We start from the raw sequence: 14,716 nt of genomic DNA, 5'->3' as shown, positions 1-14,716 counted from the left end.
TGGATCACCTGAGCTAAAGCTCATGTGTATAGTAGCACTAACTTTTTAAAAAGAAGTGCTACTTATATGTTACTATGGTTTTATAAATTAAAGAGTGAGGATGATGTTGTCAATGAAATTAGTATTTTATGGTGCAGGAAATATGGCACAAGCAATCTTCAAAGGTATAATTAATTCAAAAAAATTAAAGTCACATGATATTTACTTAACGAATAAATCGAATGAAGAAGCGTTAAAAAATTTCGCTGAGGAATTAGGTGTTGAATACAGCTACGATGATGAAAAATTATTACAAGACGCAGATTATGTCTTTTTAGGTTCTAAACCTTATGATTTCGAAAAAGTAGCACAAAGAATTCAACCATACATCAATGAAAACAATCGCTTTATTTCTATTATGGCTGGTTTACCTATCAATTATATTCAGGAACAATTACATGTTGAAAATCCTATCGCTCGAATTATGCCTAATACAAATGCACAAGTTGGTCATTCTGTAACAGGTATCAGCTTTTCAGGAAATTTTGGACCTAAATCAAAAGAAGAGGTTATCGATTTAGTAAATGCTTTTGGTTCAGTAATTGAGGTAGATGAAGACCACTTACATCAAGTAACTGCGATTACAGGAAGCGGTCCTGCATTTTTATATCATGTCTTTGAACAATATGTTAAAGCAGGTACAGATTTAGGTCTTGAGAAGGATCAAGTTGAAGAATCAATTAAAAATTTAATTATTGGTACAAGTAAGATGATTGAAAGATCAGATTTAAGTATGGAACAGTTGCGTAAAAATATTACTTCTAAAGGTGGAACAACTCAAGCGGGTTTAAATGCACTAGCTCAACATGATATTGAAGCAATATTTAAGGATTGTTTGAATGCGGCAGTTCATCGTAGCGTTGAATTATCTAAAAATGAAGATAATTAAATTTTACTGTAAAAGAGACTAGGATAATGATTTCTATATGAATTCTATATCCTAGTCTCTTACTTTGTAATTTTAATTATACTTATTTTAAAAAGTTAAAGTATTAGTAGTATTTAAATTTTAAACGTATCAAAATCTTTAACAAATTCAAAATTTGGAACGTCTTCATTTGTCTTTAATTGTTGTTTAATAAGTTGAATATTCTCGTGATTATAGCGATTACTTAAATGTGTGATTAAGCTTCTTTTTACATTAGCTTGTTTTATTAATTCAAAAACATCTTCAATATGACTATGGTGATAATTATTTGCTAATGTTTTTTCGCCTTCAATGTATGTAGCTTCATGAATCATTACATCAGAATCTTTAGCGATGCTCAATTCCGACTGACATGGTTTTGTATCACCAAAGATGGATATAATTGGTCCGGGTTTAGCTGGCCCTTTGAAATCATCCGAATTATATACTTGTCCTTCATGTTCAAAATTATCGTAAGATTTTACTTCTTGATATTTTGGTCCAGGATATAAACCAATTGATTTAAGTGCCTCAACATCAATTGTTCCTGGTGTTGTCGGAGATTCAATGCGATAACCATAAGAAGGGATACCATGATTTAACAAATGTGCACTAATTGAGAATCCTTTATGATGATATGTGAAATGATTATCAATTTCTATATAAGTAATCGGATAGTTTAGGTGAGATTCAGATAATCTTAGAGTAGTCTCAATAAATTGTTGTAAACCTCTAGGACCAATAACTGTCAGTGGTTTGTCTTCTCCACCTTGAAAAGAACGGCTTGTTAGTAGTCCAGGCAATCCAAAAATATGATCTCCGTGCATATGCGTTATAAAAATATGGTCAACTTTTCCTAGCTTAATTGAATGATGTAATATTTGATGTTGTGTGCCCTCTCCGACATCAAATAGCCATATACTATTCGAAAAAGGCTCAAGGTTTAAAGCTATAGCTTGAGTATTTCTCTCTTTAGTAGGTAACCCAGCACTTGTTCCGAAGAATGTAACTTCCATGCATATGCCTCCTTTTCCTTCATTATATTTTATCATATGTGGTTATTTTTGCTATAAAAAGACATAAAATAAATGCATGAGATACATTTTGAGTTATAATGATATTAAATTGTGCATCATTCCATTATATAAGTGCCCTAGCAAAATAAGAAAATTAGGCAAATCAGTTTGAAGCGGTGCAAATATAATTTATAATAATACAATCATAGTATTAATAGAATTGAGGTTTTGAACTTGAGTAAACATTCTAAACATATTCCTTGTTTAATTACTATTTTCGGTGCTACCGGAGATTTAAGTCATAGAAAATTATTTCCATCACTATTTCACTTATTCCAACAAGATAATTTAGATGAACATATTGCAATAATTGGAATTGGACGTAGAGATTACACGAACGAAGTCTTTCGTGAACAAGTTAAAAGTTCTATCCAAAAGCATGTCAAAGATACGGATCAAATTGATGCATTTATGGAACATGTCTATTATTTTAAACATGATGTAAGTGATGAACAAAGTTATGATTCATTATTGAGTTTTTCAAATGAATTAGATTCACAATATCAGTTAAAAGGAAATCGCTTATTTTATTTAGCAATGGCACCTCAATTCTTTGGTATTATTTCGGATTACTTAAAATCATCTGGTTTAACCGATACTACTGGTTTTAAACGATTAGTTATTGAAAAACCATTTGGCAGTGATTTAAAATCGGCTGAGCAATTAAACAATCAATTAAGACGCTCATTTAAAGAAGAAGAAATATACAGAATTGATCATTATTTAGGTAAAGATATGGTTCAAAATATAGAAGTCTTGCGCTTTTCAAATGCGATGTTTGAACCATTATGGAATAATAAATACATTTCAAACATTCAAGTAACATCCTCAGAAGTATTAGGTGTTGAGGACCGTGGAGGTTATTATGAATCTAGTGGCGCATTAAAAGATATGGTACAAAATCATATGTTACAAATGGTTGCTCTTTTAGCTATGGAAGCGCCAATTAGCTTAAATAGTGATGATATACGTGCTGAGAAAGTTAAAGTATTGAAATCACTTAGACAGCTTGATCCTCAAGAAGTAAAACAAAATTTTGTACGTGGACAGTATGATGAAGGATTTATTGATGGTGAAAAAGTCATTGCCTATCGAGATGAAGATCGAGTAGCCGAAGATTCAAATACTCCAACTTTTGTATCAGGCCGACTAACAATTGATAACTTCCGTTGGGCTGGCGTACCTTTTTATATTAGAACGGGAAAACGTATGAAATCTAAATCGATTCAAGTTGTAGTTGAGTTCAAAGAAGTACCAATGAACCTATACTATCAGACCGATAAATTGTTGGATTCAAACTTATTAGTTATTAATATTCAACCTAATGAGGGTATATCACTTCATTTAAACGCGAAAAAGAACATCCAAGGTATTGATACCGAACCCGTTCAATTATCATATGCAATGAGTGCTCAAGATAAGATGAATACTGTGGATGCCTATGAAAATTTACTATTCGATTGTTTAAAAGGTGATGCTACAAACTTTACACATTGGGAAGAATTAAAATCTACATGGAAGTTTGTTGATGTTATACAAGATGAATGGACAATGAATGAACCTAACTTCCCTAACTATGAGTCAGGTACAAATGGACCATTAGAAAGTGATTTACTATTAAGTAGAGATGGTAATCATTGGTGGGATGATATTCAATAAACAGTTAATTGATAAGCCTATAGTGAAGCCTTTTGGACTAAAGTAATATTTTGAGTTCAACTATTATTTTAATAGTAGCTATCTAAATTGAGCATGTGCTCATAGTCAGCCTCTTTTAACTCTAGTTATTCTTTTGGTGGTGGGACAATGAATTGATTTTAAATTCTGTCCTACCACCCTTTTTTATTAAAAAATTCTCAATATGGCACATGTTAAGATGTATATTTTCTAAAAATAAGGTAAAATAAAAGTTAATGATTGTAAATTTATTGGAGTGAGAGTTTTGGACGTTATCAAGCAGATACAACAGGCAATTGTATTTATCGAAGATCGTTTATTAGAGCCGTTTAATTTGCAAGATTTGAGTGATTACGTTGGTCTTTCTCCTTACCATCTTGATCAATCATTTAAAATGATTGTTGGACAATCACCTGAACACTACGCACACGCAAGAAAAATGACTGCAGCTGCTAAAGAAATGGTTCAAAGTTCTTCAAGGTTAGTAGATGTCGCAAAAAAGTATAACTATCATAGTTCAAATGATTTTGCGAATGATTTCAGTGATTTTCATGGGATTTCACCAATTCAAGCATCTACAAAAAAAGATGAATTAAAATTACAAGAACGTTTATATATAAAGTTGACAACTACTGAACGAGCACCTTATCCATATAGACTAGATACCACGGAAGATATAGCATTAGTAGGTTATGTACGTTATATTGAAGCAAATAATTTATCTAATCCTTATAAAGTTCCTGATTTTTTAGAAGATTTAATTCTTGATGGTAAAATAAAAGATTTAAAAAGGTATAATAATATAAGTCCATATGAGTTATTTGTAATCACTTGTCCATTAGATAATGGATTGGAATTATTTATTGGTGTTCCAAGTGATAGATATCCATCTCATTTAGAAAGTAGAATATTACCTGGAAGACATTATGCGAAATTTAATCTCCAAGGTGAAATAGACTATGCGGTTAATGAAGCTTGGTATTATATCGAATCAAGTTTACAACTTACTTTACCTTATGAAAGAGATAGCTTATATGTTGAAATATATCCCTTTGATATCTCATTTGAGGACCCATTCACTAAAATTCAATTATGGTTGCCAATTGAACAAGAAAATTATGATTTGTAAATATCAAAGAAATACATTTTTTAATCAAAGCACCATATCTTTTTGCAAATCTATAACGATAAGTGTTATAATCTAAGTAACAAGAATATCTGCATTTTATGCACCAATCCCCTCACTATGCCAGTAGTGAGGGGATTTTTTGGTGTGGCTTGTCGCCTATTTACTTATTGTTACGGTTTCGAAGCCAATACGAAAATAACGCAACAATACAACCACTTGTTACTGTGGCTACGATGTGCACAAGAATATCTGCCATTTTAGCACCCCCTCTCTGCGTATAGATAAACGCCTGAGAGATAGGCGACTTATTTATTATATCATCCCTAATATATGAGTCATGTATTATTTACGGCCGTAAAATGATTTTTTATTTTTTCAATAAAAAAGATGCTAGGACAAAAAGTATGTCCTAGCCTTGCTTATGAATTAAATTTCTGCTACAAATGCTTCGAATGGCTTAAGTGATGTTGCATCTAATTGACTATTGTAGTTATGTAATTTGATTGCATCCTCATCGATATCAAATGGTAATGTTAATGAACTTTGTTTATCAGTTAAATTACCTGCAACCACTACAGTTTTGCCTTCTAATTGTCTAGTATAAGCAAACACGTTTTCATTTTCTTCATCAATTAAATCAAACTGTCCATATGTATAAATTTCATGCGATTTTTTTAATTGAATCAATTTTTTGTAAAAATTAAGTACAGAATGCTCGTCTTCTAATTGATGAGCTACATTAATATCTTTATAATTTGGATTAACTGGGAACCAAGGTTTTCCCTCTGTGAAGCCACCATTTGTAGAATCGCTCCATTGCATAGGTGTACGAGAATTATCACGATTTTCCATTCTATACTTATTTAATAATTGATCAACGTCTCCACCTTGTTCTTTTACAATTTGATATTCATTTCTAACCGCAACATCATTAAACGTTTCAATACTTTCAAAAGGATAATTGGTCATACCAATTTCTTGTCCTTGATAGATAAAAGGTGTACCTTGCTGTAGGAAATACACAACGGCGTGGCTTGTAGCAGATTCAAACCAGTAATCTTTATCGTTACCCCAAGTTGATACACGACGAGGTTGATCATGGTTTTCTATGAAAAGTGCATTCCAACCAATTCCTTCTAGTCTCTTTTGCCAGCGATTTAACACTTCTTTATATGATTTAACGTCAAATTGAGAATCACCAGTACTCCATAAACCTAAATGTTCAAATTGGAAGATCATATTGAATTTACCTTTATCTTCTCCAACCCACTCTTCTGCATTATCTGGATTTACACCGTTGGCTTCTCCAACAGTCATAATATCATATTGGCTTAGTGACTCATCTTTCATTTCTTGTAGCCAATTCTGAATACCAGGTTGATTCATATCTACATCAAAGGCTGGAGCATATTTTTTTCCTTCTGGTACAGGTAAGTCACCAGCTTCAAATGTTTTCTTAATATGTGTAATAGCATCGACACGGAATCCATCAATACCCTTTTCAAACCACCAATTCATCATGTTAAATACTGATTCACGTACTTCAGGATTATCCCAATTTAAATCTGGTTGTTTTTTACTAAATAAATGGAAGTAATATTGATTAGTTGTTTCATCAAATTGCCATGTTGAACCATTAAAAATGCTCTCCCAGTTATTTGGTTCAGAACCATCATCTTTAGGGTCTGCCCATATGTACCAGTCTCTTTTTGGGTTATCTTTACTAGATTTTGATTCAATAAACCAAGGATGCTCATCAGATGTATGGTTAACGACTAAATCTAATATTAGTTTCATACCACGGTCATGTACACCTTTTAATAGACGATCAAAATCTTCCATAGTACCAAATTCATCCATAATATCTTGATAATCACTGATATCATATCCATTATCATCATTAGGTGATTTATACATTGGACTTAGCCATATAACATCAATACCTAAGTCTTTAAGATAGTCTAATTTTTCGATTACACCTGGTAAATCACCAATACCATCATTATTACTATCATTAAAACTTCTTGGATAAACTTGATACGCTACTACTTCTTTCCACCAATTTTTATTCATAATTATGCTCCTTTATATTTTTGTAGTTGATACCCTTTCAACTATTTGAGTTGAAATCAATTTTTCTCTAAAAGAAATAGTTTCATTACTTAATACATCAATGATTGTATTGCCTGCTGTAAAGCCTAATACATCTGGGTTAATGTTTACGGTTGTTTGAGATGGTGTTGCATTTTCAGTGAGAAAAGATGTATTAAACGTGGCAGTTTGTATATCCTCTGGAATGCGTAGTTGATATTCATAAAGCACATTTAATAATTGCATATTTAACATAGCATCAGACGTTATAATCACTGAAGGCTTATGATTAGCATCAATACAATATTGCTTTATACAATCACGTAAATCATTCATGGACTCTATTACGATACAGTCATTTGAAAGTTTAACGTTGTCGCAGTATTGTTTAAATCCTACTGTTCTATCTTCTGTAACTGCATAATGTCCAGATTCTTGTAAAAATAATATATGTCGGTGTCCTAAATGATATAAATATTGTGTTAATTGATAAGCTGCACCGATATTATCATTATCAATATGTATTATATTTTCGTAGTTCAAAGATTTCCCAATTACAAGATAAGGAACTTTAAACTCATAAAGTAGGTGCTCAATAGGATCATCTTTCAATGAATATAAAAGAATAAATCCATCCACACTTTTAGATTGAATCATTGTTTTTACTTCATGATATAAGTCCCCGCTATTTTCCGACACAGTCATTCTAGTTGAATAGCCTTTTACATTACATGCCTGATTAATACCATTAAGAACGTCACTATTAAATGGATTTTGACGTATTTCAGGGGTGGAACTTTTCTGTATTAATCCAATGGTCATAGTTTTATTTGTTATTAATGTTCTTGCTGCTTGATTGGGTATGTATCCTAATTTGGACATAGCTGCTTTGACTTTATTTGAAGTTGACTCACTAATTTTCGCATTGTTTCGTATCACCCTCGATACTGTAGATGTAGCTACATTAGCCTCTTTGGCAACATCTTTAATTGTAACCGTTGTATATCACCTCAATCTTTAAACTTTAGTAAACGCTTTCAATCATCTTATATTTTCATGGTATAGAATTCGTATTAGTAAGTCAATCATTTAGTGCAATCGTTTGCATAATTTTTTAAAAAAGAAGTAAACCATTGAATTGGTTTACTTCTGTAACTAGTATGTGATTACTCTTCAACCCATTGAGTATGGAAGATACCTTCTTTATCTTTACGTTCATACGTATGTGCACCGAAATAGTCACGTTGTGCTTGAATTAAGTTTGCTGGTAAATTTTCAGAGCGATAACTATCATAGTAGTTTACGCTGGCAGAGAATCCAGGTGTTGGTACGCCGTTACGTACACCTGTTGCTACTACATCTCTCAATGCATCTTGATATTCTGTGACAATACCTTTGAAATAAGGATCTAATAAAAGGTTTTGTAATTCTGAGTTGTTATCATAAGCGTCTTTAATTTTTTGTAAGAATTGAGCACGAATAATACAACCTTCACGCCATATCATTGCTAGATCGCCTAATTTTAAATTCCATTCATTTTCTTCACTAGCTTTACGCATTTGCGCAAATCCTTGTGCGTATGAACAAATTTTACTCATATATAATGCTTTACGGATTTTTTCTAAGAATTCATCTTTATTACCAGTAAATTCTGCTTTAGGACCGTTTAATTCCTTAGAAGCATTCACACGTTCTTGTTTAATTGATGAAATGAAACGAGCAAATACTGATTCAGTAATAATTGTTAAAGGAATACCTAATTCTAAGGCATTGATAGAAGTCCATTTACCTGTACCTTTTTGCCCCGCAGTGTCTAAGATCTTTTCGACAAGTGCCTCATTGCCATCATCTAATTTAGTGAAGATATCACCAGTGATTTCAATTAAATAACTTTCTAATTCACCAGCATTCCATTCTTTAAATGTCTTAGAGATGTCTTCATGTGACATACCTAATAAATCTTTCATCATCGCATAGCTCTCTGCTATAAGTTGCATATCTGCATATTCAATACCATTATGAACCATCTTAACATAGTGACCGGCACCATTTGGTCCAATATATTCTACACATGATGCACCATCTTTTGCTTTTGCAGCAATTGCATCTAGTATATCACTCACTTTATTATAAGCTGCTTCTTGACCACCTGGCATTAATGAAGGACCAGTAAGGGCACCTACTTCACCACCAGATACACCCATGCCAATAAAGTTAATACCACTTTCAGCTAAGGCTTTATTACGACGGATAGTATCTTGATAATTAGTGTTACCACCATCAATTAAAATGTCATCATCATCTAATAATGGAAGTAAACTGTCAATTGTTGCATCTGTTGCAGGACCTGCTTTAACCATTAATAAAATTTTACGTGGTTTTTCTAATGAATTAACAAATTCTTCTAAAGAATATGTTGGGTGGATTTGTTTACCTTTAGATTCTTTAACCATTTCATCTGTTTTTTCGCTTGAACGGTTATATACAGAAACACTATAACCACGTGATTCAATGTTCCAAGCGAGGTTTTTACCCATTACTGCTAAACCTACTACACCTATTTGTTGAGTCATATTACTTACCTCTCTCATTCAATTTTTCAATAGTATTGTATCATAAAACTTGAAAGTACTTCACTAAACTAAATTACGATTTAGCTACTAAGTCAATAATTTTGACAATTTGTTTTGCCAATTGATTAAGTGAATTTACTGAAATACGTTCAGATGTCGTGTGAATATGTTCGTAGCCCACACCTAAAATGACTGTAGGAATTCCAAATGTATTAATAATACTGCCATCTGATCCGCCTCCAGCAATAACAGTATCCCCTGCTAATCCAAGTTCTCTAGCACTATTGATAGCAAATTGAGTTACTTTGTCATCATTTTCTATTTTAAAACCAGGGTAGCTCTTCTCAATGATAACTTTTGCTTCACCACCTAATTCTTGTGCGGTAGTCTCGAATATTTCCTTCATGTGAGTAACTTGTTGTTCAATACTTTGATTATCATGAGAGCGTGCCTCAGCTTCTAAAACTACTTCATCAGCAACGATATTTGTAGCAGAGCCACCATGAAATTTACCTATATTAGCAGTAGTATAGTCATCAATTTGTCCTAGCTTCATGCGACTAATAGCTTTTGCAGCAATGTTTATTGCACTAATACCTTCTGAAGGTGTACTAGCATGAGCTGTTTTTCCTAAAATAGTTGTGTTTATTACCATTTGAGTTGGTGCTCCTACTACTGTTGTGCCAACGGGTTGACTAGCATCAACTGCATAACCAAACTCAGCGTCAATGTATGATGTATCTAGTTCTTTAGCACCTTTAAGACCAGATTCTTCACCAACAGTAATAATAAATTGGATTTGGCCATGTGGAATTTCATTTTCATTTAGATATTGAATGGTTTCAAGTATTGCTGCTAATCCCGCCTTATCATCAGCACCTAGAATGGTACTACCATCAGAATAAATATAACCATCCTCTTTAATTTGAGGTTTAATATTTATTCCAGGTACAACAGTGTCCATGTGACTAGTGAAGTAAATTTTAGACACATCTTCTTTCGCACTAGTGGCTGGTAAAGTACAAATAAGATTGTTAGCACCTAACCATGACTTTTCTGATGCATGATCTTCAATTACATTTAAACCTAGTTCTTCAAATTTCTTTTTTAAAATGGGTTGAATGACTTCCTCATGTCCTGTTTCAGAATTTATTTGGACTAATTCTAAAAATGTTTCAAGTAATCGTTGACTGTTTATCATTATGACAAAACCCCTTTCTCATTTGATTTCTATTTTAACTAATTTTCTACAATATCAAAAATAAATTGATTGCCATTTGTATAAAAATCATTTATGGTTAATTTATATATTAAGTAAAGTGTATTATGTAAGTGTTTTTAAATAAGGAGCGTTAAATAGTGAATAATAAAGTGTTAAGAATTATAATAATTGTAATGTTGATTGCAATTGTCGCAGCATTACTACTAACAAGTTTAGTGCCTCTAATGCATTAATCTTCGCAATAAAAAGGAGTCCGGAACATAAAGTTCCAGGATAAGTAAATAAAGACAATTTCTATTGAAATAATATAGAAATTGTCTTTTTGATAATGTTTTTGATTATTTTCAGCTCGTTGAGCTTTTACTTTTCTTATATTAAGTGCCATTAGCACAAATCCTAGTTCTCTTTTGGCTTTATTTATCCCTCGAACGGACATTCGAGTGAAACCCAAAATAGCTTACATAAATCCAAAAACAGGCACCACATCATTTTTTCTTTGACTGTAGTTGGTTTTTGGTTCTGAAAGCTTTTTATTAATTTGGGCTTTAAAATATTCCCAATTATAATTCTTCATTATTTTTTTATTTTCTTTTGAATTGAAGTTCATACATTGTTATTTCAGCGGACATTCTGAATAATCATCACATTCATATAATTTAAAGTCTCGTTTAAAACCATTCTTATCATGGCGATAGGCATATCTTTTGAATCCTATTCTTTTATTGTTCGGACAAATGAATTCATCGAATTCGGTCTTAGGGATTGTTTCAACAATATCATTTACAAGTCTTGAAATACCATTTGTTGGGATAAGAACTGAAGTTTATTGAATTATACTAAAATGCCTTATTTTTTAAAGTAATTGAATGGAAAATTACATATAAATACAAAGTATTTTGGCGAGACTCTTGAGGGAACAGGACAAGTTGAAGACTACAGGCTGAAGCTGTCCCCTAAGAAGGGCCCCAACACAGAGAAACTGAGTTAATTAGTTTCTACAAACAAAGCACGTTGGGCAAGCGAGCCACGAATACGAAGTATTGTAAATAAAGAAGCCAGTAAATGAATTAATAAAAACTCATTTACTGGCTATTTTGCTAGGAATTATGTACCAGCTTTTTTTATTTAATCACTAATTATATTTCATTGTGTAACCGTAGTGATCCAAATTGAGATTTAATGTTTAAATACTCTTCTAGTTCATTTAATATTTGCATCATACTTGAACGTGATTTTAAAGATTGATGAGATTTAGGAAGTGGTAATTCGTCTAGTGATAAACGGATTTCATACAGTGAATGTAATCGTAAAGCAGTATAATCATTACTATTTACGTTATTACCAATTTCTGACATTAAATGAGATACATCAGTCAGTAATGGGTCATCGACAGTAACTTGATTTAATAACGGTTTAATTCTGCGCAATAATTCAAGTTGTTCTTGTCTCATATCAAAATAGTGATAATATGAATTTTCATTTCTAATAAAATGATTTTTAACATCTCTAAATGCGATTGATTTGGCTTTTCGAATGTCTAATTGGAGTTTTTCGAAAGATAAAGTAAGATCATTATTATAATTTGAGCAAGCTTCGCTATATGTCATAAAGATTTCTTTGAAGCCTTTTTCTATATCTTTCTTAAAAGAAACTAATGTTTTGTCTAAACTTGGCATAATTAAATTCATGATGAATGCGATTCCTAGTCCAATAGTTAATAAGAGTAATTCATTTATGATTAAATGTAAATTAATCGTAGTTGCATTGAAAACATGTAATAATATAACACAACTAGTTACAACACCCTCTTGAACTTTCAACATAACAGTTATCGGAATAAATAATAATACAATTAATCCCAAAACAAGCGCATTCTGACCTAATAAGCTAAAAACCAATGAACCAAACATTAGAATTAGTATACAAGATACAAATCTTGATACGATAGCTTGTACTGAGTGAACTTTAGTATGTTTAATACATAATACAATGAGGATAGCACTTGATGCGTAATTATCAAGCCCCATCCATTTAGCTAAAATAACACCTAATGTGATACCTACTGCTGTTTTAAGCGTTCTAAATCCAATCTTATAAGGATTTAACTTTAACATTAGTAAATCCTCTTATCTTTCGTCGCAATATTTATCAAATAGGCCTTGTAACTGATTAATAACATCCATTACATCACGGCCTTCAATTTGATGACGTTCAATCATTTCTGTGATTTTACCATCTTTAATTAATGCAAATGATGGACTTGAAGGTGCATAACCCTCAAAATAGTCTCTAGCCTGTTGCGTAGCCTCTTTATCTTGTCCAGCAAATACTGTAACAAGTCTATCAGGTAGTTTATCATAGTGTAATGCATGTGATGCTGCTGGACGTGCAATTCCTCCCGCACATCCACAAACTGAATTAACCATTACTAATGAAGTACCATTTTGTTGTAATACTTTATCAACTTCATCTGCAGTTGTTAATTGTTCATATCCCGCATTTTCAATTTCATTACGAGCTTGTTCAACCACGCCGTTCATATATAAATCAAAATTTAAATCCATTTTAATCACCTTTCAATCTTTTATTTATTCAATGCTATTCTACTAAATATAAGTGTTAGAGTTCAAATAGCTTGTCCAGGGAATATGATATATCATTTTAAACTAGTAGATACTTGTATTTTCTATTGTGAATTGTTCAATACGTTCTTTAACTTGAGACATGAAGCGCCCTGTTTGAACACCATCAAGTATTCTATGATCAATTGAAATACACAAATTAACCATGCTTCTAATTGCAATCATATCATCAATAACGACTGGTTTTTTTACAATAGATTCTACTTGTAAAATCGCTGCTTGTGGATGATTTATAATTCCCATTGATGAAACGGATCCAAATGTACCAGTATTATTAACTGTAAATGTTCCACCAGACATATCTTCTTGTGATAGCTGTTTATTTCTTGCTTTAAGTGCTAGTTCATTTATCTCTCTAGCAATACCTTTGATTGATTTTTCATCAGCGTGTTTAATAACAGGAACATATAGTTTATCTTCATCTGCTACAGCAATTGAAATATTAATATCTTTATGAAGAATAATTTCTTCTCCATCCCAGCTACTATTTAATAATGGGTTTGATTTTAATGCTTCTGCAACAGCTTTTACAAAGAATGCAAAGAAAGTTAAATTATAACCTTCGTTCTCTTTGAACGAATTCTTATGATGATTTCTAGTTTTAACTAAGTTTGTTGCATCAACTTCAAGCATCATCCAACCATGAGGGATTTCAGTTACACTTGTCACCATGTTTTGAGCTATTGCTTTACGAACACCTTTGACTGGTATAGATTGACCAAATTGACTCTGAGCAGAATCCACGTTGGATTTCGTATGTTCGAAACTAGATAGTGAATTGTTATTTATTTTCGGTTCCTGATGACTTGAATTAATATAATTTTCAATATCTTTTTTAGTCACACGTCCTTCAAAACCTGTGCCAGGAACTAATGATAAATCAATATCATTTTCAGATGCAATTTTAAAAACTACTGGTGAATATCGACCGTTATTAAGTAATGATGCTTGTGTATGTGCATTTGTTTTAACAGAATGATTTACTTCTTTATCAGAAATATTTTTTGAAGCCGATGCTGACGTTTCGACTGTTAAAGTATCATTACCATTTATATTTAAATTTGTCGAATCCTTAACGGTTTCAATATCGGTATTTTTAGTGTTGGTAGAATTATCTGTTTCAGAAGTTTCAATTTTACAAATAACATGATCTATTTGAACTGTTTCACCTTCTGAAACTAAAATTTCAGTGATAGTACCAGATACAGTTGAAGGTACTTCAGCAGTTACTTTATCAGTAATTACCTCACATAAGGGTTCATATTCATCAACATAGTCACCCACTGAAATAAGCCATTGCTCAATAGTACCTTCATGAACACTTTCGCCTAGTTTTGGCATTTTTATATCCATAACTTTT

The 14,716-nt window shown here is 31.9% G+C and carries 13 protein-coding genes and 1 pseudogene; 4 read left to right on the top strand and 10 right to left on the bottom strand.

The window, feature by feature from the left end:
* Window positions 1-112 precede the first annotated feature (112 nt).
* Complete coding sequence (gene proC, locus SBL15_RS05155) at window positions 113-928, top strand: pyrroline-5-carboxylate reductase (protein ID WP_037537029.1); 816 nt, start codon at window positions 113-115, stop codon at window positions 926-928.
* Window positions 929-1,041: 113 nt separating this feature from the next.
* On the opposite strand, the gene rnz is transcribed toward proC, so the two are convergent.
* Window positions 1,042-1,962: a ribonuclease Z gene (gene rnz / locus SBL15_RS05150; protein WP_107611576.1), complete on the bottom strand. Its 921-nt coding sequence runs from the start codon at window positions 1,960-1,962 to the stop codon at window positions 1,042-1,044.
* Window positions 1,963-2,196: 234 nt separating this feature from the next.
* Between rnz and zwf the strand changes: the two genes are divergently transcribed.
* Window positions 2,197-3,681, top strand: a complete 1,485-nt coding sequence (gene zwf, locus SBL15_RS05145; protein ID WP_107611577.1) for a glucose-6-phosphate dehydrogenase — start codon at window positions 2,197-2,199, stop codon at window positions 3,679-3,681.
* A 283-nt stretch (window positions 3,682-3,964) separates the two neighbouring features.
* Window positions 3,965-4,828: an AraC family transcriptional regulator gene (locus tag SBL15_RS05140; protein WP_053017292.1), complete on the top strand. Its 864-nt coding sequence runs from the start codon at window positions 3,965-3,967 to the stop codon at window positions 4,826-4,828.
* Between the two features lie 160 nt (window positions 4,829-4,988).
* Here the strand turns inward: SBL15_RS05140 and SBL15_RS05135 are convergent, their stop codons facing one another.
* From SBL15_RS05135 to SBL15_RS05115, 5 genes are all read right to left on the bottom strand, one after another.
* On the bottom strand, window positions 4,989-5,084 hold the full coding sequence (locus SBL15_RS05135; RefSeq protein ID WP_107609979.1) for a type I toxin-antitoxin system Fst family toxin: 96 nt from the start codon (window positions 5,082-5,084) through the stop codon (window positions 4,989-4,991).
* Window positions 5,085-5,254: 170 nt separating this feature from the next.
* Window positions 5,255-6,901: a glycoside hydrolase family 13 protein gene (locus SBL15_RS05130; protein WP_107611578.1), complete on the bottom strand. Its 1,647-nt coding sequence runs from the start codon at window positions 6,899-6,901 to the stop codon at window positions 5,255-5,257.
* Between the two features lie 12 nt (window positions 6,902-6,913).
* On the bottom strand, window positions 6,914-7,909 hold the full coding sequence (locus SBL15_RS05125) for a LacI family DNA-binding transcriptional regulator (protein WP_317955443.1): 996 nt from the start codon (window positions 7,907-7,909) through the stop codon (window positions 6,914-6,916).
* Between the two features lie 176 nt (window positions 7,910-8,085).
* On the bottom strand, window positions 8,086-9,492 hold the full coding sequence (gene gndA, locus SBL15_RS05120) for an NADP-dependent phosphogluconate dehydrogenase (RefSeq protein ID WP_107613699.1): 1,407 nt from the start codon (window positions 9,490-9,492) through the stop codon (window positions 8,086-8,088).
* 73 nt (window positions 9,493-9,565) lie between these two features.
* Entirely contained in the window at window positions 9,566-10,693 is a 1,128-nt protein-coding gene (locus tag SBL15_RS05115; RefSeq protein WP_107611581.1) for a M20/M25/M40 family metallo-hydrolase, read from the bottom strand.
* A 158-nt stretch (window positions 10,694-10,851) separates the two neighbouring features.
* Here SBL15_RS05115 and prli42 point away from each other — a divergent pair, with 158 nt between their 5' ends.
* Window positions 10,852-10,947 carry a stressosome-associated protein Prli42 gene (prli42, locus tag SBL15_RS05110; protein WP_011275700.1) on the top strand — a complete coding sequence of 32 codons (96 nt, stop codon included), beginning with the start codon at window positions 10,852-10,854 and terminating at the stop codon, window positions 10,945-10,947.
* Here the strand turns inward: prli42 and SBL15_RS05105 are convergent.
* From SBL15_RS05105 to SBL15_RS05090, 4 genes and pseudogenes are all read right to left on the bottom strand, one after another.
* Window positions 10,944-11,459, bottom strand: a pseudogene (locus SBL15_RS05105) (transposase); the annotation flags it as partial. The gene prli42 and the pseudogene SBL15_RS05105 sit on opposite strands and share 4 nt — an antisense overlap.
* 391 nt (window positions 11,460-11,850) lie before the next feature.
* Complete coding sequence (locus SBL15_RS05100) at window positions 11,851-12,828, bottom strand: aromatic acid exporter family protein (RefSeq protein ID WP_107614070.1); 978 nt, start codon at window positions 12,826-12,828, stop codon at window positions 11,851-11,853.
* A 12-nt stretch (window positions 12,829-12,840) separates the two neighbouring features.
* Window positions 12,841-13,278, bottom strand: a complete 438-nt coding sequence (gene brxB / locus SBL15_RS05095; protein WP_107611583.1) for a bacilliredoxin BrxB — start codon at window positions 13,276-13,278, stop codon at window positions 12,841-12,843.
* A 102-nt stretch (window positions 13,279-13,380) separates the two neighbouring features.
* A complete protein-coding gene (locus SBL15_RS05090; protein ID WP_107611584.1) occupies window positions 13,381-14,709 on the bottom strand; it encodes a dihydrolipoamide acetyltransferase family protein in 1,329 nt (442 codons plus the stop codon).
* Window positions 14,710-14,716: the final 7 nt, after the last annotated feature.

The sequence above is a fragment of the Staphylococcus sp. NWU MKU2 genome (assembly GCF_033283605.1).
Taxonomy (GTDB): domain Bacteria; phylum Bacillota; class Bacilli; order Staphylococcales; family Staphylococcaceae; genus Staphylococcus; species Staphylococcus haemolyticus.
Note: the sequence above shows the minus strand (reverse complement) of the source record. Positions and strands in the feature narration are given on the sequence as shown.

What these genes read in the sequence shown, in the direction of transcription:
- proC (WP_037537029.1), top strand. Translation starts at nt 113, where the DNA reads ATGAAATTAGTATTTTATGGTGCAGGAAATATGGCACAAGCAATCTTC.
- rnz (WP_107611576.1), bottom strand. Translation starts at nt 1,962, where the DNA reads ATGGAAGTTACATTCTTCGGAACAAGTGCTGGGTTACCTACTAAAGAG.
- SBL15_RS05135 (WP_107609979.1), bottom strand. Translation starts at nt 5,084, where the DNA reads ATGGCAGATATTCTTGTGCACATCGTAGCCACAGTAACAAGTGGTTGT.
- SBL15_RS05130 (WP_107611578.1), bottom strand. Translation starts at nt 6,901, where the DNA reads ATGAATAAAAATTGGTGGAAAGAAGTAGTAGCGTATCAAGTTTATCCA.
- gndA (WP_107613699.1), bottom strand. Translation starts at nt 9,492, where the DNA reads ATGACTCAACAAATAGGTGTAGTAGGTTTAGCAGTAATGGGTAAAAAC.
- SBL15_RS05115 (WP_107611581.1), bottom strand. Translation starts at nt 10,693, where the DNA reads ATGATAAACAGTCAACGATTACTTGAAACATTTTTAGAATTAGTCCAA.
- SBL15_RS05100 (WP_107614070.1), bottom strand. Translation starts at nt 12,828, where the DNA reads ATGTTAAAGTTAAATCCTTATAAGATTGGATTTAGAACGCTTAAAACA.
- brxB (WP_107611583.1), bottom strand. Translation starts at nt 13,278, where the DNA reads ATGGATTTAAATTTTGATTTATATATGAACGGCGTGGTTGAACAAGCT.
- SBL15_RS05090 (WP_107611584.1), bottom strand. Translation starts at nt 14,709, where the DNA reads ATGGATATAAAAATGCCAAAACTAGGCGAAAGTGTTCATGAAGGTACT.